This window comes from Paenibacillus wenxiniae (assembly GCF_039822605.1).
GTDB classification, from domain to species: domain Bacteria; phylum Bacillota; class Bacilli; order Paenibacillales; family Paenibacillaceae; genus Saccharibacillus; species Saccharibacillus wenxiniae.
Window position 1 is genome coordinate 185,080 of the sequence record NZ_JBCGUH010000006.1, and the last position, 21,832, is coordinate 206,911.

The window sequence follows — 21,832 nt, forward strand, 5'->3', positions numbered from 1 at the left end:
TTCCAGTACCGGAATCAAAGGATACGATCTCATCCCGATAAAGGCTGACTGCATAAGGAGGATAGAGCGATGAGCATATTGAAGGTGAGCCAGCTCACGAAGCGCTTTGGCGGACTAACGGCGGTAAGCGGCGTCGATTTTGAATTTCCGCGTGGAGAGATTTCAGCCGTGATCGGGCCTAACGGGGCAGGCAAAACAACCTTTTTTAATATGATTACCGGCATTTATGTGCCGGATGGAGGCCAAATTGAGCTGGATGGTGAATCGATCGTTAATGTGAAGCCCGATCGGATTACAGGCAAAGGCATCGCACGAACTTTTCAAAATATTCGTTTATTCGGCAGTATGACCGTACTTGAAAATGTACAGGTGGGCATGCACATTCATCTGAAAACCGGCGTTGTCGGTACGCTGCTCAATCTGCCGCGTGTACGCCATGAAGAACATCATTCCCAGCGTGAAGCGTATCGCCTGCTCGAATATGTAGGTCTAGCGGAATGGTACAATGCCGAAGCGAGCAGTCTGTCGTATGGTGCCCAGCGTCGTCTGGAAATCGCACGCGCATTAGCCGCGAAGCCAAAAGTATTGCTGCTGGATGAACCCGCAGCAGGAATGAACCCACGCGAGACGGCAGATCTGACCGGACTAATTCGCCGTATTCAAAAGGAGCTGGAAATCTCGATTATTTTGATCGAGCATGATATGAAGCTGGTGATGGAGCTGTCGCATCATATTCTCGTGTTGGATCATGGGGTGAAGATTGCAGAGGGTAGACCGGAAGATATTCGTTCCAACCCGAAAGTGATCGAGGCGTATCTGGGCAAAAGCGCGGTCGAAGAAGGAGTGATAGCGGAATGAGTCTACTGCAACTCAAACAGGTAGAAGCTTACTACGGCGCCATTCAAGCGCTGCGCGGTGTCGATATCGAAGTAAACGAAGGCGAGATTGTGACCTTGATCGGCTCCAATGGGGCAGGCAAGTCGACCACACTTAAATCGATCTGTGGACAGGTGAAGATGAAGGGCGAGATCTGGTTCAACGGTAAAAACATTACCGCTCAGCCGCCTCATCTGACTGCACTTGGTGGTATTGCACATGTACCGGAAGGTCGCCGTATATTTCCGCGTTTGACCGTGAAGGAGAATTTAGAAATGGGTGCCTTTTCGGTTAAAAGCAAGACGGTCATCAAGGAGCGGATCGAAAAGGCATTTGCTTATTTTCCTAGATTGAAAGAACGCTACCAGCAGGTGGGCGGCACGATGAGCGGCGGCGAGCAGCAAATGCTGGCGATTGCTCGCGGACTGATGATGGGACCTAAAATTCTACTGCTGGATGAGCCATCGATGGGACTTGCACCGGTTATTGTGGATCAAATTTTCGAGATTATTCAGGAGTTGAATGAAACGGGGATGACGATTTTGCTGGTGGAGCAAAATGCGTATCAGGCGCTACAAATCGCCCATCGCGGGTATGTGATTCAGACTGGGGAGATTACTTTGCAAGATGTGGCGGCGGAATTGCTGCGTAATGATCAGGTGAAGGAAGCGTATTTGGCTTGATGTCTGTATCGAATGATCATCACGTTTAAAAAGTAGAGCGAGCATTGAACAGCCGTTGTCTGTGAGCTAGGAATAGTCGCTTTTTTGATCCTAGCAGGTGGTATACAATAGAGATTATTTATATACAATGCTTGCAGAGAACAAGGAACAGCTACTTTTTTAATGGAAATGCCGACTCCTAAATACCAAAAGCCGTCTCTCATTTGAGGAGACGGCTTTTCAATATGGCTTGATGCTAGTTTATTTTAAATAGGAAGTGTACAACAGGTAAAGATAAATACGCTAGATGTCGCTTATTTTTGCCACGGCGCAAGAGCGGTCTTCAATTGCTCCAAAGCGGCTATTTTATCATTCGTTGTAGCACTAACTGATAAGGCTTGTTGATGAGCAAGCGCAGCTTTTAGTGCAGTCGTATCTTTTAGTGTCGTAGTAGCGGGATGACTTTCTGCTGCAATCGTATCCTCTGCATCAGCGGCTGCATCGCGAAGCCATTCATCTAATGTAGGCACATGTACGAGTATATCGCGATTGGCTTTTAGATTCCAAATTTCAAAATTCACTTTCACTTTAAACGCCAATTCATCCGCACTATCATTATAACGTAACAATTTGATCGTTTCAGATTGCGCCGTTGGTTGCAGATACGCATCAGCAGTGACCGTCGTTTCTGAACTGGATGAGTTGGAAGGGGCGGCTTCAATTGCGCTTACAGCTTGAGTAACGCCGGAATCGCTTGTTTCATTAGGCATAAGATTAATGGCATTGTTCAAGTTAGTAGTATAAGGCAAGTATAGATTCGCTGGTAAACGGTCGACTTGATCTTGTAAACGTTTCTCCAACTCCAATTCTTCCTCTACACTGCCGAAATATTTGTACGGTGGTGCGGTGTCCCATAATCCATTGTAATCCAAAAATTGAAGTTTACCGTCGGTAACCTCCAGATCAAATACACGCCAAAAATGTTCGCCACCGCTACTTGCTGGCAGTGTATACGATTTAACAGGGGCACTTGCCTCGCCAATATACACCTGCACGGTAGCCGCAGACTTGCCTAAGCTACCTATCGTATTCTCAGGGTAGTTTTCAACATAATACACATAGGTACCATTTAAACGCTTGTTAATCGTAATGACTTCTGGACCAAAACCCTTCATAACGTCTTTGTCCAACGAAGCGTATACTTCTCCACGATATGAATAGCTATCATTTTCAAGCGCAGAAATGTGGAAGCCAAAACCGTTTGCTGTTGGCCCATACAAATGAGCGTCCAAATCCTGTGGAAGCGCCGACCAGGTAAGTACAATGCGAATCTGATCCTGCGCAGCTTTAGTGATCGCTGTTGCATCCGTTTGAATATATTCGCTTGCTAAGACGGATGCGTTCATATAGGTGATCAGATAGCCATCTTTTTGCAATTCACCCGTATAAGAGCCAGGCGGTAAATCGGTATAGTAATAACCGTCCACATCGGTTGACGTGGTCAGCACGATTGGCCCTGTTTTCACATCGGTTCCGCGGCGGAATGAAATCTGCATATCCGCTACAGCATTGCCCTGAGCATCGGTGATTTGTCCATAAGCTCCGGTCATTTGGAAACTACCGACAAAGCGATCTTTAAGTAAGGAAGAAGGGCCAGAAGGTTCAACGGTCATCTGGATCGTCTTTCCGTAATTTGAAGGTTTAACATACAACGGAGTAAACTCAATCGCTCGTGTCTCACTATTAAAATGGAGTGAACTCAATAAATGAGGCGCAGGTTGACCGTCTAACGTCACGGTAATCTTCATATCGCTCATATTCAGCCCGGCATAATTAGCATGATCAGGTAAAATGGCCTGTCCGTTGTTGATGCCCAGAACATAAGTAGTTTGCGATGGGGTAGATGTGCCCGGTGTCACGGGCTGCGTCGTGCCTGCTGAAGAATGATCTTTCTTATCATCCTTCTTCACATTTGTCTCGGCCTGCGGTGCACCGACTGTACGGCCTTCCACTCTGGCGGTGATTCCCGAACCGACTGTTGTCTGTGTCACGCGCGGTGTGATCGTCACATCGGAAGATTGAATAATCGCACGATTAATCGTACCGTCTCCGTTCACGGTCGTTGGTGCATTGGCCGTAAACATATTGATCGATGAGGCAGGATTTAGTGTAACTCGATTATTCATTGCACCTGTGGCAACAGCGAATTGATCAATCGCACCGGTAGTCATGCTGAGCATCGCACCGGATGAACTCACATCAACGGCATCATAATTTCCTTTCAGATTAACGGCTGCACCAGATGGAAGCTGGGAAGCTAGCACTACGTTATGAAAGCCGGAAGCGGTCGGCTGTTCTTCTTCCAGAAGCGCAGCTGTTTGCAGTGTTGTCTGTTGAATGCTGGTGGAACCTGCTGATACAATCCGCACGGTGCTATTGGGTTTATTCACGATCATATTCGCCAGTGTGGAATCTTTAATATGAACGCTATGGCTGCCGCCGCCATTTACCATTGTTGTTCCTTTAACGGTAATGTGGCTTAGCAGCACATCGCCTTCGCCAATACCTGCACCGAGGATCAGATCACCATCGATGGCGACATTGCGGAGCGTACTGCCGGCAGCGTTTAAATAGACATTGCCATGTAATGTTTGCGATCCACTTTCCGGGCCATATACACCAGCTGAGTTATATACGGTCGATGCAGCAGATGTGCCTTGCATGGAACGATCCAGTACCGTTACGGCTTCAGCGCGGGTCGTAATATCTCGTGGACGAAAGCCTTTTTCGTCGCCTTTCATGAGACCGCTATCCAGCACCGCACCGATGGAGCCTTTACTCCATTGCGGACTATTTTGAGTATCAAACATGCTATTGGCAGAGCTTGAAGACTTAAGCTTTTTGAGCGTAGTCAAAATAACAGCCAGTTCCTGGCGGCTGACCTGCTTATTTGGCTGAAAAGTAGAGTCTTTGTATCCTTCCATATAGCCCTGTGCTCTGGCGATTGCAACATCGTTATAATACCAGTCTGACGTTTGTACATCGGTATATTGAATCGAGGTGGTACGTGTGAAGCCATACGCTTTGTTAATCAGTGCCGCGAGCTGCGAACGCGTGACACTTTGATCGGGCTTTAGGCTACCGTCAGCGAAACCGCTAATAAAGCCTTTCGTTTGCCATTCATTCAGTACATTGCGTGCCCAGTGGTTTTGCGTGTCGGATGCTGCGTGCACGGATGTCGGGTAGGCAACCCCTGCAAGTGGCAGCACCAGAGAAGCGCTTAATACGAGCGCAGTCCATGTTTGTCTATTTACTTTAAACATTCCTGTTAGTCCCCCAGTGAATTGATATAAATGAAGCAATCCAGATGTACAGCTTATGACCTATAATATGGTTTCTATTTAGAACTATAGGGAAAGCTATGTAGGTATATAGATTCATCATACTATACAGAATAGGGTTTGGAAATGTATTTTCCTTTACTGGTAGGAGGTGGGGATAGAGAGAGAATGGAGGGGGATAATTTGCATTCAGGTAAATGAATGAACGAAAAGGATGTACCTTCTTATAAGGCACATCCTTTTCGGAAAATATAAATGAAAGAGCATAATGTAGTAGAACGTTATATTAGAGTGTTACATAGGCTATTTGCAGTAGATATGGACATTAACTATTGATAAGTAAGATTAGCCCTGCTTTACTTCCAATACCGCTCGGTGAATCAGATCATACAGATCTTCCAGATACGCTTCATCGATACAGGAGAATGCTACGCGTAGATCGTGTTCGCCCAGTGCGATAGTACCGACTTCGTATTCGCTCAGCAGACGTTGACGTACCGCTTCCGCGGATACATCGTTCAGTTTGAGACACATAAAGTAGCCGGAGTTGAACGGGTAGTATTCCCACACATCGCCGTATTTGCCGCTGTCGAGCAAGTCTTTGACTTTATTGGCGCGGCCTTTCATGATCTGGAATTTCTCTGCCTTTTGCGTATCGAATTCCGGCGATTGCAGTGCGTTCAGGACGAATGTCTGAGACGGATGCGCACCGCTGGAAATGGTGGAGCGAATAATACCGAGCGTTTTTTGCTCCAGTACATTCAGTGCGGTGCTGCTTGTTGCGCCATACGTAATAAAGCCGACGCGGAAGCCCCATACATATTCTTCTTTGGTTGCCCCATCGACTTTGATCGGCAAAATGCGGTTGTGCAAACCTGCCAATTCGCCAAACAGTGATTCATGCATCGAATCTTCAAAGAACAATCCGAAGTAGGCATCATCGGTAACTACGACGACATTAATACCTGCCAGCGCCGCTTCATTAATAGCTGCTACAATCCGGTGTCCGTCTTCTACATTGGGCGTATAGCCGGTCGGGTTGTTCGGGAAGTTCAATACGACGATCGCTTTCCCTTTATCTTTTTGTGCCAGCAGCGCTTCACGCAAGCCGTCACTATTAAATTTCATATCACTTGTGAACAGGGGATAGTTCACGATCTCGGCGCCGCGGCGTACACCAAAGGTCAGTTCATAATTTTCCCAGTTTTTGTCCGGATAAATGACAACGTCACCAGCGTCCGCGAACAGATCGGCAACGATGCTCAGTCCATGCGTCAGGGCGTTAGTTGCGATCGGATTGCCAAACGTCTTGTCAGCCATAGACGGGTTGTCTTTGATCATCTTTTCCCGCCATGCTTTACGCAGCTCCGGCTTGCCTGCCGGTGGTGCATAAGGATACAGGTCTTTTGGCTGAAATGCGGATAAGGAGTCCTGAATGACCTTCAGATGCATCGGCTTTCCATTTTCGGTTGCAATTCCAATCGTCGCATTGTATTTCTTCGCCTGGCTCGATGCTTCTGCCGATTGGCTCAATATGCCTTCCTTTGGAAAATACAGTTCTTTGCCGAGTGTGGACAGCATGTCGTAAATAAACGGGCTGTCTGCTTTGAGCGTGTCATTCAATTGTCCTGCCAGTGGGTTCATCTTTTTCATCCTTCCGGGTCTGTTTAAATGATAACCAGGCGATTCGATTGCGGTTTAAGTATCGATTTTCCGCCTGATTTCGCTGCATCATAGTATATCACTGTTAGGGGGAAGGTGTCACGGTGCGACTGGTGAATTTTACGTTTTTAGATGTGAACGAATCGTAAACGAATCGATGAGCGCAGCTTATTTACAGTGTCTTCTTATAAAAAGCGTATAGGTGATCGCTCATGATGGAGCCTGCACAGGTGTAGCTTAGTATCCGGGATGGAGCAAGAAACGACAACATGATAGCAATGTGCTGGAGCATAATAGTAACTAGGAAATGACAATAAATGAGCTTGAGCACGATAATAACTAGAGAACGACAATAAATAAGCTGGAGCATGATAACAAATGGGCTGAATAGTCCGTACAATACAAATCTGACTACTGGATACGTCACTGGATTCAAGCAACGCCATGACCACTGTCCCAACACGGGTCTATTGTTATTCCGTCGTTATTTCGCTATTATTCCGTTCCGCGATGATACGGACAATACTTCTCCATCAAACGCAGTGTTTCCAGATCATCCGGCAGTCCCCTTTGTTCCAATCCTTGCATGACGCGCTGGCGCTCCGGCTCACGAGCATTTTGTCCAAATTTGAATTTGGCGCTCCATTCCTCGGGTACGATCTTAATTAATGCTACCGCTTTAAGCTGAGACACATAGCGCGGGTCTTCCGTTGTGATCGGATCATAGCCACCCTCTGGCTGTAGCTTACGCATGAACAGGCTGAAACCTTCCGCTTTCTCCTCCAGATCCTCGACCATCTCTGCATGACCACGCACGGTCACACTTTTAAAATAAGCGCTTGCCGGACACGCCATATGATCATCTGTAAAATACGAGGGCAGCAACGCATATTCACGTGCTGCCGAGAAGGTGACACGGGTGTCCTTTTTGAGCAGCTTCATTTTCTCACCTGCACGGCTGCCATGCACATAAAATACACCATTGCCATACGCAAAATTAAGCGGCACGACTCGCGGCCAACCGTCCTCGCTTGCCAGACCGAGAAAGCCAAATGTCACTTCCTCCAAAAATTCTGCCATTTCCTGTTCTTCTGCAATCGAAAATTCTTTTCTACGCATATCGTTTCTCTCCCTTATCGATGTCTTGCTAGATGGTTAAGTTCGCGTGCTCAACGCATTGAAAAGGGCTTCATATCGGTATAGTTACCAATCTAATCGGTGTGATCACCAATCGATTTCATTACGATATCCCGATCCCATTCCATCGCTTGACCGCTCTGTTGTTCCAGCTTATGCTGAATATTGACAGGTTAAAAGAGCCAATATTAGTTAAAATGAATAGGCCAATTTGAATCGTATAGAGATCGTTCCCTATCTAACTGCTCACTGAACTAATCATTGAACTAATTACTGAACTAATCGCTGAGTTAATCATGAATAGAACCAAGCCTTGTTACTGAACTAACGATGAATACAGCTAGGCATAAACTGGATCAAGATCGCTACGTCTAAGCAAGAGCGAGCTGGAACATAGAAAAGAGGGTTTGAGATGCAGGAAATTACGATTGCTTATCAGCGGCTGCTGGAACAGCATGGATATAAATATGTAGCGCTATATCATGCGTTACGCGAAGCTATACTAAGCGGTACACTGCCTGCCGGCAGTCGACTGCCTTCCACCCGCAGATTGGCTGAAATGTACGGAGTATCGCGTGGCATCGTTGCGGAAGCATACGATCTATTGCTGGCCGAAGGCTATGTGGAAGCTGCGGTAGGCAGGGGAACTTATGTGTCCGAGCAAGTGGATCGAATGGAACCGTCCGCTTACGAAGCAGACACGAATAGGAACAGGAATGGTAAAATAGAGCGACAGAATGAAATTCGCTCTACACCGACATTGTCGCGCTGGGGACAGCGCATTATGCAATTGGATACGACACAGCCTGCGGAGTTATCCAATAGGGAGCATGATGCTTCATTAGCTGATATGTATAATAATGGAAAAAGAGCTATGGGTGCTGGAAATGATACGACTCTTGCTACTTCGATAGCGAAGTCAGATGTTTCTGATAAAACGCCGCCCCATGCAGGTCATCATTCTGATAAAACGCCCTATACAGGTCATACTCAGGTTCGTATGACTTCAGCAGCAGCCTTAGACGCTGTTATGCGATCAAATGCTTCTATGCCATTCGATGCGACTGCCCCCACACCAACGAAGCTCAAGCCAACAACTTCCAGCTCGTATACACACGATAAAGAGGGGCAAGCAGTATTATCGCCCATCTCTTTTTGCCCGCAGGATCTGGTGCTGCACGGTAATTCACTGACGGATTGGAAAGCGGCACTGTCGGCAGCGTCTCAGGATATGCAATCTGCCCATTTTGCGGAAGATATGAGTACGATTGGAGATATGCGGCTACGGGAAGCAATTTGTGCTGATGTGGGACGTACGCGTGGTATTCGTGCTCATCCGGCACAGGTTATTTTGTATAGCGGTTCGCAGGAGGCGCTTGTGCTGCTCTGTCAATTGCTCATTAATGAGCAGGAAGCGGTCGTGGTCGAAGATCCCTGTTATACGGGAATTATGAGAGCAGTGAGGGCAGCTGGTGGTGAACTGCTCGGTGTACCGATCGATCGGCATGGTATCATTCCAGCGAATTGGGATTCCCGTCTGTTGTTCGTCACACCGGCACGTCAATTTCCAACCGGTGCGGTATTGCCGCTCGCACGCAGACAGCAATTGCTACAATGGGCAGATCGACAGGGCGCATGGATTGTAGAAGATGATTATGATAGTGAATTCCGCTGGGGTGGTCGTCCATTGGAACCGCTTAAGGCACTGGATCATTCGGAGCAGGTGATCTATGTCGGTTCCTTTTCAAAAAGTATGTTTACAGCGCTACGCATCGGTTACGCAATCGTGCCGCCAGCGCTCATTCAACCACTGGTCGCTGCTAAAAGTCTGTACGCACCTTTACCCTCTTCACCGCTGGAGCAGCGTGCACTGGCTCGTTTTATGCAGCGTGGCGATTATATGCGTCATCTGCGCAGAATGACTCGATTGTACCGTCCACGTTTTCATGAGCTACATCGGCTGTTAACCGAACGTTTGTCCGAGCTGTTCGATTGGATAGATACCGATTCGGGCTTGCACATTTACGGAAGCTGGCGTCTGGAACGTCCGCAATATGAGCAATTCCGCAGGGAGGCATTGGAGCTAGGTGTCATATGGAAGGATGCTTCATTGTACCAGTTAGCTGCTGGAGCGCCAGCGGTATGTTTTAGTTTTGCCCATACGGATGAGCAGCAGATCAGGCAGGGCATGGAACGTTTGGAGCAGGCATGGCAACGGACGCTGGGATAGACGCTATTTATAGTATGAATACACATCATAAAGTAACTGAATACCTAACAAAGTAACTGAATACCTAACAAAGTAACAGTGATCAAAGCAACAATGATGAGGAGTGGATGAGCGATGGAGCCATGTCAAAGTTTGGATGAGGTACGTGTGTGTATAGACAGGTTGGATCAGCAGATCGTGGCATTGCTCGGTGAGCGCAGTCAATATGTGAAACAAGCAGCTGCTTTTAAAAAGGATACAGATGCAGTTAAAGCACCCGCACGAGTAGAGGCGGTCATCGAGAAGGTACGCGGACTCGCGCTCGCTAATGAACTGAATCCGCTGGTGGCAGAGCAGGTGTATCGCGCGATGATTGCGGCTTTTATTGACGATGAGCTACAGGAGCACGCGCGCTTGCAGCAGGGGGATAATGACCAAATTCCACGATAGCATTGACGAAATGACAGTTTTTGCGCAATATAAGCGCATAGCAGCTTTTTGTTATCGTTTCGTTGGGTATCACTAGCCTATACGCGATCACCCGGCATAACTATAGCATTCCGCTAGCTATACGATGATATTTTGAATTTTAGATGTTAGGTATATATCTTATGATGCGATAAGCTTGCGCTGTGTGTGCGTTGTAGCATAAACGATATCGATCTGCCTATTGAAGCAGTGTATAGAAAAAGGGGGGAATCCGATGCTTGAAGTATCGCCATCTTCATTTGTACTCAAACCGGCTTTTGCCAAAATCTTCTGTGAACCGGAGTGGCGCTGGCCAAAGCGGGAAAAACCGATGCCCAACTACGATCTGTTCTATGTGTGGAGCGGAGAGGGCGAGCTGATTCTAAACGGCGAGCCATATGCGATTAGCAAAGGCAGCTGTTTTTTGTTCCGCCCGGGTGATGAGACAACAGCAACCCATAATGCGCAAAAGCCGCTTGTGCTGACGTATATTCATTTTGATGTGGATGAGCCGGTGAGTCGTGTACCGATCCGTTATCGGATACTGGATGAGACGATTGATTTTGAATATATGCTTGTCCGTTATGTGAGACTGCTGCTGGAACATGCTTTTGCAGCAGAGGAAGAAGCGCGACTTATTCTCAAGCAGCTCATGATTCATCTATTACGTGAGGAGCAGCGTAAGCCTGTACCGCGTAAGGTGAGTAATCAACTGAACGAGACGATTCAGGAAGTGGCCAACTACATTCGTCAGCACCCAAGTTTGTCGCATCGGGTAGAAGATTTGGCTGCTAGAGCCGGTCTGTCGCCGCGTTACTTCTCGATCAAATTCAAAGAATTGATCGGTGTATCCGTACAGTCATACATTATTCGGATGCGGATTGAGCGTGCAGAGCATCTGCTCGTGTATACGGGCATGAATGTGACCGAGGTTGCCGATGCGCTCGGTTATCGCGATATTTTCTTTTTCAGCCGGCAGTTCAAGCAGTATACTGGAAAAAGTCCATCGGAGATTCGTTAAAGAGCACAGAAGCGATAGGATGAATCCATCGTATTCAACAGATCTGATCTGAACGAATACGATGGAACCGATGCAAACATAGCGACATCAAACTAGCTGAATCAAAACTAGATAAACCAAACAACCAGTCGAATATAACAAAAAGCCCGGACACTGGAGCTAACTCCTGTCCGGGCTTTGCGTTGCTTACATATCGGTATCCTTGATCCGCTGATACGGGCGTGTGGCTTCCAGGTCAAGCAATGTGCCAAGCTTTTCACCCATTTTGACACGGCTGCCTACGGTAAGCAGCTCATTCGGTTCAAACGTATGTTTTTGCATGAGCAGCACAACCGTAGAACCAAATTCAAAATAAGCAAGCTCATCGCCTTTATTCCATGATGTGCGTGTCTCGTCAGCATAGCGGATGCTGCTCACATTGAGCGCGCCTACTTTAGCTACAGCGACCTCGCCATAATGGTGAGAGATATAGGTAATCTGACGCTCATTGCGGCTCAATACAGCACGCATATTGACCATACTGCGCTCATTAACCGGATAGACTTTACCCGGTATATATTCGCGTTCGGTCTGTCTGCCGGTAACAGGAGTATGAATCCGGTGGTAGTCGCGCGGGCTTAAATACAGCACGAACATATAACCGTCTCGATACGATTCCAGACGCGGCGAGTGGTTAAGCAGCTCGTCCAGCGTATAGTCCTGTCCTTTTACATTCGGAATTAACTGGTCATCCAGCGGTCCCATCGCGGTAATGAGCGCATCAACCGGGCTAACGAGTGACATCGGGTCGGCATCAACCGGGCGTGCGCTAGGCTGAAGACGACGCGTGAAAAATTCGTTCAATGTATGATAATCCTGTAACGGTTTTTCTGCTTCTTCTGCCGGGATGCGATAAGCCTGAATGAACTTCGGGATTAACGCGCGGCTGGCCCGTGATTTGGCAAAGCTGCCTGTAAGCCGGGATACCCACTTGCGAGAGGATAGCTCGGTGAGCAGGCGAAACATCGTGTTGGCCATGATCCAGGTGATCTCCTTTCCAAAATAAGGAAAAATAGTGCGTACATTCGTTTGCTTCGTTATATTGACACAACTATGACTTATACGCAAGCGCTAAAACGATTCATCGATACAAAGGCAAACGTTCAATCAGGCGACTGCTATCCAAAAACATGGTAAAATAAAAAGAATTAGCGGGTCGCACGCCTGTTCATAAAAAATAATTGTATACCGTTTGCACATAAAAGTCACTTTATAATCTAACGACTAAGACGACGAAAATAAGGGAATGGAGGCAATAATATGACGACTTTCGGCTTAATCCGGCATGGAAGCACCATATGGAACAAGGAAGGCCGTGCACAGGGCAGCTCCGATATCCCATTAAATGAAAATGGCTGGCAGCAGGCACGTCTGCTTGGACAACGTGTAGCAGGGGAGCAATGGGATCGTATTTATGCAAGCGATCTCATTCGAGCGCAGCAAACCGCACAGGCGATTGGAGAGGCGGCTGGCTTGGAAATTACACTGGATGCGCGTCTGCGCGAGCTGGATGGTGGCTTGATTGAAGGTACGACGCAAGCCGAGCGGATTGAACGCTGGGGCGAAGATTGGAAGGAAAAAGATCTCGGTCTGGAAACGCCGGAATCGGGCGCAACACGAGGTGTCGCCTGTTTGCAGGAACTGGCACAGCGTCATCCGAATGAGCAGATTCTAATCGTGAGTCATGGCGTATTGCTCAGTCATGTGCTAAATGCGATTTTGCACCAGCAGCCGCCAAAATGGCATTCACTTGATAATATGTCCATTACGGTTGTCGCGTGTGATGCTGAGCACAAATGGGATTGCGCCTTGTACAATTGCACAAATCATCTGTTACCACATGAGGCGAAACCGGCGGAATAATAGCCGTAAGCCAATAGGAGTTGTAAGCCAATAGGGAAAGGGTGGAGCATGTGCAATTGAAATGGTTGGAATGGGCAAAGCAGATGCAGGCGATCAGTCAGGCAGGACTGGAATATTCGCGCGATGTGTACGATATCGAGCGTTTTCAGCAATTGCGTGAGCTGAGTATCGAGATTATGCAGCAATATACCGAAGTAGAAAGTGAGCAAATTCGCGAGCTGTTTGCTGCCGAGACCGGTTATGCAACACCGAAGGTGGATGTGCGTGGCGTCGTATTTCGGGATAATAAGATTCTAATGGTGAAAGAGAAAATCGATGGTCACTGGTCATTGCCGGGAGGCTGGGCAGATATCGGACTTTCACCAAAAGAAATTGCGATCAAAGAGGTGCGGGAAGAGTCCGGCTATATCGTAGAGCCAATTCGTTTACTGGGCGTACTGGACAAAAAGTTCCACGCGCATCCGCCTTCTCCGTGGCATGTGTATAAGATATTTATTCTATGTGAAATCGCCGGTGGTGAAGCAACGACAAATACAACGGAGACGACCGAGGTTGGATTTTTCGCTGAGGATGCATTGCCACCGTTATCGGTAGAGCGGAATACAGAACAGCAGATTCGGACGTTGTTCGAGCATTTACGCAATCCGCAGTTGCCGGTATTTTGCGATTGATAATTGGCATAGCAGCGTCCGCTATTGTAGCCACAGCAACAACGCAGGCAACGTCATGATCGAGCCAAGCGTCGTCCACAGAATACAGCGTGACACTAATCGCGGTGCTGCACCAAATTGCTGTGCGAGAATAACGGCATTCACCGCCGTTGGCATTGAGGTGAGCACAAGTAACACGCTGAACAGCGTACCTTCCACGCCGAGCAGTATAAGCAATAGCCATGATATTAGCGGAGCGGCGACCATACGCAGTCCCATGCCTGCCCAGAATGCGCGTGGCGATGCGACTGTATCATCATCAGAGGATACATTGGAGCTGACATGGATCATCTGTGCACCAAGCACAACAAGTGCGAGTGGTGAATAAGCAGCGGCAAGCATAGCAAAACCATCATCCAGCGCAGTCGGTAAAGATAATCCAGACAGCCGCAAAATGGAAGCAACGATTGCTGCATATACCGCAGGCAAGCGGAAAACAGCATAAAACGCCTGCTTGACCGAAAAATGAGATCGTGCCGCGAAAAAGACACCGACCGTGTTCACGATAATCATCTGACCGATGACAAATACAGACGCTTTATCCAGTCCAAGCTGTCCAAATGCGAGCAACACGAGCGGTAAGCCGTAATTCACACAGTTAGTAAACATCGAAATGAGCGTTAGCCCTGCTTGCTCTTGCTGAGGTAGACGTAACAACCTTCCCAGCGCAAGAGCTAGCAACCACATCACAACAAGGCTGATCAAGGAAAATACAATGGTCACGCCCACATCCGCCATCGACAATTGTGCATGCAGAAGCGTATGGAAGACGATCGAAGGCGTGAGTATGTACAATGATACGGTAGCGATAGGACGTGTATCTAAATGGCGAAAACGTTTGAGCAATACACCACCAATAACAGGCAGTGAAATGGGCAGAAAAATCTGGTACATCGTAGACAATAATTGAAGCAGCATCTTGTTCATCCTCTCTGGTCGCAAGCCGTGAATTCCATTCCTCTATCAGTCGGTGTATATCAATGTAGAGATGAAGAAATGCACGATATGAAGATGCTGTTCACTTTACTATGATCGTCGTATACAATCCAATATTTGATTCCTATGTTTTTATAGGTAAAAGCTATATGTTGTCTAATTACTTATTGATAAAATTTATAAGAGAAGGGTGGTCATGTAGAATATATTCGATCATGTCAGCTTAATAAAACAATATGTATCTCGTACTAGGTTTGAAGACACGCCCTAGAATGTATACGCAAACTCGTATACGTGTAAGTCACAGTGGGTTCTGTCTCAGCGAAATAGTTTGCGTACACGCGCTGAATAATGGTAGTAGAACAGTATTTGTACATAAATACAACAACACAAACAACACAAACAACACAAACAACACAAACAACACAAACAACACAAACAACACAAACAACACAAACAACACAAACCACACCCCTACTCCTGCCAGATCATGACCAATCAGGGTAGAGGTGTGGTTTGCTTTTTTACTATAAAACGATGATACGCCTACGATTAAAACATCGTATTATTATTTGCCGACTTCTCAGGCACTTCCTGTACAACATCCCAATGCTCTACGATTTTCAACTTGCCATTAATCGTTTTCACGCGGAACATATCTATAACGGCTGCACCACGATCATCCTTGTTGTTTTGGGCATGCACATGCAGCGCGACGATATCGCCTTCAGCCACGACACGTACGATATTGTTGCGGCTATCCGGGTTGCTTTTTAGCATCGGGATAAACGATTCCAGTGGTTTGCGTCCGGTTGGTACGCTTGGGTTATGTTGGATGTAGTTTTCATCTACGTATTTTTTCAGCGCATCGCCATCTTTTTTGTTAAAGAAATCGTTATAGAACGTTGTCACGAATTTCACATTGGCAGCGACCTGCTTGGAACTAGTTGGTGTTACCTGCACAGGTGTACCTGCCAGTGGGAACATCGTATTTTTGTTGGCGGACTTCTCAGGGATTTGCTGAGCGAGATCCCAGTGTTCTTTGATGATCGGTTTGCCATTCACGCGCTCCAGACGGAAAATGTCAACAACCGCCATTCCGCGATCCGATTTGTTCGTTTTCGCCAGGCTATGCACCAGTACGAGGTCGCCTTGAGCGATAATGCGTTTGACTTCCACATTGTATTGCGGATTTTGCTTCACAAAGGGAGCGAAGAAATCAACAAATGCCTGACGTCCGTTGCCAGCGAGCGGATTATGTTGAATGTAATCATCCGCAATATACTTGCTTGCCGTATCCAGTTTATGGTCGGTGAAAATGTCCTTGAACATATTCAGCACAAATTGCTTGTTCTCAGCCAGTTTCTTCTGATTCGCTTTCTCACTGCTTTGCTGGGAAGACGGTGCAGCGGTAGCTGCTTTCGCCGTTTTCGCTTTGACGGAAGCGGAAGACGTAGTGGAGGTGCCGCACGGGGATGCTGAAGCACCTGCAACTCCAGCTGTAGATAAGGCCAGTGCAGAAGCAAGGGTCATGGACAATAGAGCATAACTTTTTTTCGGCATAATATCACTCCTCTAAATAATGTGCAAGCAGCACGTACTGCTCGAATACAACGATTGTAACCTGTAACATTGTAAGTTTCAACTTTGCTAAAATATCGCTTACTACACCTGCACGAAAAGATGCAGTAGCAAGTTTTTATTCAAGCATAGCAAGCACTTCAAAAGTTAAATAACAGCCGCAAACACCTTATGATGTCCAAAAATAAGGCATAAGCCCTGCTATTTCATGCAATCTTCATTTAAGGTACGACATGGTTGCGAAACAAGTCATACATTATCTAACAAAAAGTGAGTAATTAGTCTTATTTCATCGAAACAACCACTCAATACATGCTCATATAAAAGCCGCTTCATCAACGATGGAACGGCTACTACAAATTTCTTGATTATCTTATTTGCGTCATTACAATTAGTCTTGAGTTCTTGAGTTCTTGAGTTCTTGAGTTCTTGAGTTCTTGAGTTCTTGAGTTCTTGAGTTCTTGAGTTCTTGAGTTCTTGAGTTCTTGAGTTCTTGAGTTCTTGAGTTCTTAAAAGATAAAGATTGAACAAAATATCTTATGTACAGGTATGTTAATATGCGGCATACCTTAGTTGGTATCTATAAAACTACAGTAACTCTATTGATGCTATTCATTAAGGAATTGCAAGAAATTAGACTTCATGGATAGATGCAAATATTCAGATTGTAATCCGCACTTCACTGCGGGAAGCCAATAAGGGGAAAAGACGGTTTACGATGTTAGCGATTTTTGAACACGGGGTGCAACCAGAAGAGATTTTTGTGCAGCAACATATCGTATTAAATGTATTAAACGTAGAGGGGGCGGGAATCTAAGCTAAATTTCTAATCCGTAGATTCCCGTAACTCCACTGGAGTCCGTCCCCTTATTTTTCCCAGAGTGATTATTGCAAGAAAGCCAAAAAGCACCTACACACGAAATTTTGAAATTTTAATCAATAGAGTCAAACACGACAGGATACTCCTGTACTCCAAACACAAACGCACTCTGAATTGGCTTCAATTCCGCTCCAGCTTCCAACTTCATCTCACGCATATGAGCAAGCAACGTCTCCAATACAATCCGTCCTTCCAGTCGCGCCAGCGGTGCACCGAGACAAAAGTGAATGCCAAATCCAAATCCCATATGCTGGTTTGGCTTACGATCCGGCACGAACTGCTCGGATTGTGCAAATTTGCGTTCATCCCGATTAGCTGCACCGACCCAGGAGATCACCTGCTGACCCGCCTGAATCGTTTGTCCTTGCAACACGACTTCTTCGCTAGCTACGCGTCCAATTGCTACAATCGGTGGATAATAGCGCAGCGTTTCTTCCACCGTCGTTGGAATGAAGCTCGGTTGCTCAGCGATACGTTGCTGAAGCTCTGGCTGTTCACACAAAATGCGTACCGCATTCGTAATCAGATTTGTAGTCGTTTCATTCCCTGCCACCAGCAATAAAATACAAAACCGTACAATGTCCAGATCGCTCAGCTTTTGCCCTTCAATTTCCGCTTCGATCAGCAATGAAACGAGATCATCTTTCAAGTCATGTCGACGCTCATTCACAATATTCATAAAATATTGATCAAGCTCTTCATGTGCCTTCGCTTTTTCATCCATTAGCTCTTGAAACGCTTCTTCGCTGTCGTCACGTGCGCCTTTGACGAGCAGGTCGGACAGATGTTTGAACTTATGACGATCGGATGTAGGCACGCCAATGAGTTCGGCGATTACGATCACAGGCAGCGGTCCTGCAAGTTCATGCACCAGATCGATTCGTCCATTGGCTAGATGCGAACGGAGTAAATCTTCAGCAATCTCACGAATATGAGGGGCAAGCTGCTCGATCTTTTTCGGTGTGAAGGCCTGATTGACCAGATCGCGTAATTGTTTATGTTTAGGTGGGTCCATATACAGCAGACTTTGATTGCTGCGATTGCGCTGGGAGGAGAACAGCTTTGGATTTTTCAACACATACTGTACATCCTCATAACGGAATACATCCCAGCATTTACGATTCTCATCATAACGAACGGGCGTCTGCTCCAGCAGCTCGTTATAAGCGTTAAATGGATAAAGTTGTTGATCTACCGTATTCAGTTCACGCATCGGGATATAGTTAGCATACTTGGTTGTCTGATTCATACATATCCTCCTTGATTGATTAAATGGCAACATTCAAACGAGTATTCATTTCATTCCAGTGTCGCAGTTCATTTTAAGATTTATATATATTTATTTACATATATGATCTTTATTATACCGTTTTTAAATTGAATATACAAATTTTGGATGTAACTCCTCACTATTTAACCGTGTTATTCGCATCGTACACAGGCGCAATCTTTTCAAGCTGATAAAAGTGTCATAAAGCTACAATTGGTTTACACAGAGAGCGCATGCTATAGTGATGGGGTACATAATTAAAATACGTATTGCAGTAAATAAGAAATTTACAGTAAACAAGAAATGCATAAGAAATGCACAGGAGGAGTAGAAGAGATGGAGCAGCATACACTCGTTATTCGCGAAGCGAAGCAGGACGATATGTCAAGACTTGTCGTATTAATGGATCAGCTTGGTTATCCGGTATCAGAGGAGGATTTTCAGACGCGTTTTGCTGCTTTACAGGAGCATTCGGATTATCAGACGTATGTAGCGGAGTCGGATGGAGAAGTCGTAGGCATGATCGGTTTGATTAAGGAACTGCGGTTTGAGCGTGATGGTATGCATGTGCGTGTGGGAGCACTGGTTGTGGATGATCGTTATCGCGGCAGCGGCATCGGTCGTGCGCTGTTGCTGGCTGCCGAAGGCTGGGCAGGAACGGTAGGTGCGCGTGCACTGGCACTCAATAGCGGTAATCGCGAGGAACGAACAGGGGCGCATGACTTTTATCGACATCTTGGATTTACCGGTACATCGACCGGGTTTGTAAAGCTGTTGCACTAAGGAAGTCACGCGGTATAGATAAAGGCTGTTTGCGTATGCATGTCATTTACGCGAACAGCCTTTATGTTGTGAAAGGGGTTTGAGACATATGTTTGAAATCATACAGTCACTGCTTTTGCATAATAGTAATAAGATAATTCCTGAACCGTTTGCCTATGAAAAATATTTAATTGCCGAAGTAGCCGTACAACATCCAGACGGTTATGTGACGCAAATTGCGATTCAAATCATTCAAGGATAGTATTGAATCGGATATGATCACGAATGTAAAAACAATGGAGCGCTAGGGCGTACGGGCTGAATGAATATTTGGTGTCACAGCTCGTGGCTGACCATTGCGCGACAGATTCGTCCACATCCGCAGCAGCTTTTCCACCGGGCCATATGAATAGCGGCGTAGATATAATGGGCTGAGCAGCCATTGCAGCACATAAATGCCCAGTGCGATGACCGCGCCCATCGTTACGCCAAGTTGCCCAAACCAGCCGAATCCATAGCCATAAAATAGCGTCGTTGCGAGCACACTTTGCAGCAAATAGTTCGTCAACGACAATTTGCCGACCGCTGTAAAATGGTTCATCCAGCGACGTTCGCCTACAGCGACATAGATCCAGGCAAAAGCAAACACATAGCCAATCGCCAGCACCGGGCCGCCAAACAGAACCGCTAACGTTTCCCATTCCAGCACCGGTATGATCAGCGGTGTAAGTTTGAGTGCCAGACCGATCGGAACGAATAGGAGCGTACCGCGCATATAGAGCGACTTTTTGGTGTTCGCTTGCTCAAATACACCTTTCTTCGCCATATACATGCCCAGCCAGAATAACGGAATATATAACAGCGATGTACTGAATAGCAGCAAAAACATCAGTACAAAGCTAAATGCAAAGGAGCCAAACGGCGTCTCCGTATTGCGATGCAACACAATGTCCAGATAACTGCCCTGACTGTACACGGACAACATATTCATTAAATAAGCGTTGTCCGCCGTATCACTGCCTGAATCCGGCACGATCAGGCTAACGAGTCCAATCAACAATAGGACGCCAAATCCAAGCGATGTCCATACGAGCAGTGTGTTAGGGCGGCAGCGAAGATACAATAGCAAGCCAAAACCGAACGCTCCATAATACGTTAAAATATCACCGTCCCAGATGAAAAAGGCGTGCACCATCCCGATTACCATTAGTAGTGCAAAACGCCTGCCCAGATGCGTGTACGGCGACAAATGCCTTCGCTCCAAACTTTCCTTCATTTTCACAATTCCAAATCCGAATAATAGTGCAAAAATCGGCATAAAGCTGCCGACGACCAGCACTTCCAGCAGTCCGTTCACCATATGATCCAGACGGGAAAAAGACGTAGCTTGAATATCGATCAATCCCCAGCTACCGTATTGAAAAATAAGCATATTCGCCAGAATGATGCCAAGCAGGGAAAAGCCGCGCATCGCGTCAATTAACTGTAATCGTGTACTAGATGTGTTCATATGTATGCCTCCATTTCATCAACGTATAATATGAATTTGCGTTTTGGCTGTCCTTCTTGCTGTATTTTTCGTTGTACGTTTTGGCTATACTTCGGTAGTTAAATTGGATTTTGGGGATGATTAGACGGGCTTATTCGATGCAGCTAAGGAATCCGTGCGCAAGCATGCAGGTTTCGAATGGATTCAGCTTTCGAATCGCTATCTATTGCACTCCACTTAGCATGATCTATACGTTACTACGACTGTATGCCTGATCCGTTACGATTATTTTCCATTCATCTCCATTTTCATCTATTTCCTTCCTCTATTGTTCCCTTGTTTTCTCGTCGTATGCTGCTCATTTAGGAATGAATGTAGCTTGCGCTGTACATTAGCTTGAAGCCGATCTGTTCCATTTTAATTATGGGAAGATCGGCTGAACATCATTCATTCCGCGCTATGTTAAACAATCGAATATACACTTCACTGTTGGCTTGTCATCCACTGATTTTACTGATAGCATGGGGATATTGAGCCTCCGCTCCGATAGATTGCGGCGGTGAAGGCTTATTTTGGAGTAAAGAGGGAATACGATGAACTGGATCAAATCGAACTTCAGAGTGTCCGATTTTGTAGGCTGGTATGTGATTATGGCCGTGCTGCTTGTCGTGCTGGAGTTTCGCAATAACCCGGATACAGTCGGGTTTGGAAGTATATTGCTGACATTGGTGATTGCCATTGTGCCATCTGCTATTTTCAGCTTTTGCTTTCGTATGATTACCGGCTGGATCGTCAAGCTGAACAAGTAAGTGCCGCTGATCGTTAGATGAGCAGCAGGGTGAACAGGGGCGGGATGGCTTGCACATGATGCAGGCTGCCCGCCCTGACTTACATCATCTATTTATGCCTATATGGATCTGGAGAAC

The 21,832-nt window shown here is 46.4% G+C and carries 18 protein-coding genes; 10 read left to right on the forward strand and 8 right to left on the reverse strand.

The window, feature by feature from the left end:
* The first annotated feature begins 69 nt into the window (after positions 1-69).
* A complete protein-coding gene (locus tag AAHF22_RS13165) occupies positions 70-858 on the forward strand; it encodes an ABC transporter ATP-binding protein (protein WP_347325479.1) in 789 nt (262 codons plus the stop codon).
* A complete protein-coding gene (locus tag AAHF22_RS13170) occupies positions 855-1,559 on the forward strand; it encodes an ABC transporter ATP-binding protein (RefSeq protein WP_347325480.1) in 705 nt (234 codons plus the stop codon). The genes AAHF22_RS13165 and AAHF22_RS13170 overlap by 4 nt, the downstream gene beginning before the upstream one ends.
* 293 nt (positions 1,560-1,852) lie before the next feature.
* Here the strand turns inward: AAHF22_RS13170 and AAHF22_RS13175 are convergent, their stop codons facing one another.
* From AAHF22_RS13175 to AAHF22_RS13185, 3 genes are all read right to left on the reverse strand, one after another.
* Positions 1,853-4,861 (reverse strand): S-layer homology domain-containing protein, encoded by a 3,009-nt coding sequence (locus AAHF22_RS13175; protein ID WP_347325481.1) that lies wholly within the window; start codon positions 4,859-4,861, stop codon positions 1,853-1,855.
* A 363-nt stretch (positions 4,862-5,224) separates the two neighbouring features.
* Positions 5,225-6,523, reverse strand: a complete 1,299-nt coding sequence (locus AAHF22_RS13180) for an aminotransferase class I/II-fold pyridoxal phosphate-dependent enzyme (RefSeq protein ID WP_347325482.1) — start codon at positions 6,521-6,523, stop codon at positions 5,225-5,227.
* 513 nt (positions 6,524-7,036) lie between these two features.
* Complete coding sequence (locus AAHF22_RS13185) at positions 7,037-7,660, reverse strand: pyridoxamine 5'-phosphate oxidase family protein (protein ID WP_347325483.1); 624 nt, start codon at positions 7,658-7,660, stop codon at positions 7,037-7,039.
* A 430-nt stretch (positions 7,661-8,090) separates the two neighbouring features.
* Between AAHF22_RS13185 and AAHF22_RS13190 the strand changes: the two genes are divergently transcribed.
* The 3 genes from AAHF22_RS13190 to AAHF22_RS13200 all read left to right on the forward strand — a co-directional run bounded on the left by AAHF22_RS13190 (position 8,091) and on the right by AAHF22_RS13200 (position 11,376).
* On the forward strand, positions 8,091-9,908 hold the full coding sequence (locus AAHF22_RS13190) for an aminotransferase-like domain-containing protein (protein ID WP_347325484.1): 1,818 nt from the start codon (positions 8,091-8,093) through the stop codon (positions 9,906-9,908).
* A 114-nt stretch (positions 9,909-10,022) separates the two neighbouring features.
* Positions 10,023-10,337, forward strand: a complete 315-nt coding sequence (locus AAHF22_RS13195) for a chorismate mutase (RefSeq protein WP_347325485.1) — start codon at positions 10,023-10,025, stop codon at positions 10,335-10,337.
* Between the two features lie 253 nt (positions 10,338-10,590).
* Positions 10,591-11,376, forward strand: coding sequence for a helix-turn-helix domain-containing protein (locus AAHF22_RS13200; protein WP_347325486.1), 786 nt, complete (start codon positions 10,591-10,593; stop codon positions 11,374-11,376).
* A gap of 186 nt (positions 11,377-11,562) precedes the next feature.
* On the opposite strand, the gene asd is transcribed toward AAHF22_RS13200, so the two are convergent.
* The gene (asd, locus tag AAHF22_RS13205) at positions 11,563-12,393 is read right to left on the reverse strand and encodes an archaetidylserine decarboxylase (protein WP_347325487.1); all 831 of its coding nucleotides are present in this window, start codon (positions 12,391-12,393) and stop codon (positions 11,563-11,565) included.
* Positions 12,394-12,675: 282 nt separating this feature from the next.
* Between asd and AAHF22_RS13210 the strand changes: the two genes are divergently transcribed.
* Both AAHF22_RS13210 and AAHF22_RS13215 read left to right on the forward strand, forming a co-directional pair.
* On the forward strand, positions 12,676-13,278 hold the full coding sequence (locus tag AAHF22_RS13210; RefSeq protein ID WP_347325488.1) for a histidine phosphatase family protein: 603 nt from the start codon (positions 12,676-12,678) through the stop codon (positions 13,276-13,278).
* Between the two features lie 50 nt (positions 13,279-13,328).
* Positions 13,329-13,949: an NUDIX hydrolase gene (locus AAHF22_RS13215; RefSeq protein WP_347325489.1), complete on the forward strand. Its 621-nt coding sequence runs from the start codon at positions 13,329-13,331 to the stop codon at positions 13,947-13,949.
* 21 nt (positions 13,950-13,970) lie between these two features.
* Here AAHF22_RS13215 and AAHF22_RS13220 read toward each other — a convergent pair whose 3' ends face one another.
* The 3 genes from AAHF22_RS13220 to AAHF22_RS13230 form a co-directional block, all read right to left on the reverse strand.
* A complete protein-coding gene (locus tag AAHF22_RS13220) occupies positions 13,971-14,906 on the reverse strand; it encodes an AEC family transporter (protein WP_347325490.1) in 936 nt (311 codons plus the stop codon).
* Between the two features lie 570 nt (positions 14,907-15,476).
* Positions 15,477-16,487, reverse strand: coding sequence for a nuclear transport factor 2 family protein (locus AAHF22_RS13225; RefSeq protein ID WP_347325491.1), 1,011 nt, complete (start codon positions 16,485-16,487; stop codon positions 15,477-15,479).
* Positions 16,488-17,437: 950 nt separating this feature from the next.
* On the reverse strand, positions 17,438-18,634 hold the full coding sequence (locus tag AAHF22_RS13230) for a cytochrome P450 (protein ID WP_347325492.1): 1,197 nt from the start codon (positions 18,632-18,634) through the stop codon (positions 17,438-17,440).
* A 357-nt stretch (positions 18,635-18,991) separates the two neighbouring features.
* Between AAHF22_RS13230 and AAHF22_RS13235 the strand changes: the two genes are divergently transcribed.
* Positions 18,992-19,438, forward strand: coding sequence for a GNAT family N-acetyltransferase (locus AAHF22_RS13235; RefSeq protein WP_347325493.1), 447 nt, complete (start codon positions 18,992-18,994; stop codon positions 19,436-19,438).
* An 88-nt stretch (positions 19,439-19,526) separates the two neighbouring features.
* Positions 19,527-19,679, forward strand: coding sequence for a hypothetical protein (locus AAHF22_RS13240; protein WP_347325494.1), 153 nt, complete (start codon positions 19,527-19,529; stop codon positions 19,677-19,679).
* A 42-nt stretch (positions 19,680-19,721) separates the two neighbouring features.
* Here AAHF22_RS13240 and AAHF22_RS13245 read toward each other — a convergent pair whose 3' ends face one another.
* On the reverse strand, positions 19,722-20,927 hold the full coding sequence (locus AAHF22_RS13245; RefSeq protein WP_347325495.1) for a DUF418 domain-containing protein: 1,206 nt from the start codon (positions 20,925-20,927) through the stop codon (positions 19,722-19,724).
* A gap of 572 nt (positions 20,928-21,499) precedes the next feature.
* Here AAHF22_RS13245 and AAHF22_RS13250 point away from each other — a divergent pair.
* A complete protein-coding gene (locus AAHF22_RS13250; protein ID WP_347325496.1) occupies positions 21,500-21,715 on the forward strand; it encodes a hypothetical protein in 216 nt (71 codons plus the stop codon).
* Positions 21,716-21,832: the final 117 nt, after the last annotated feature.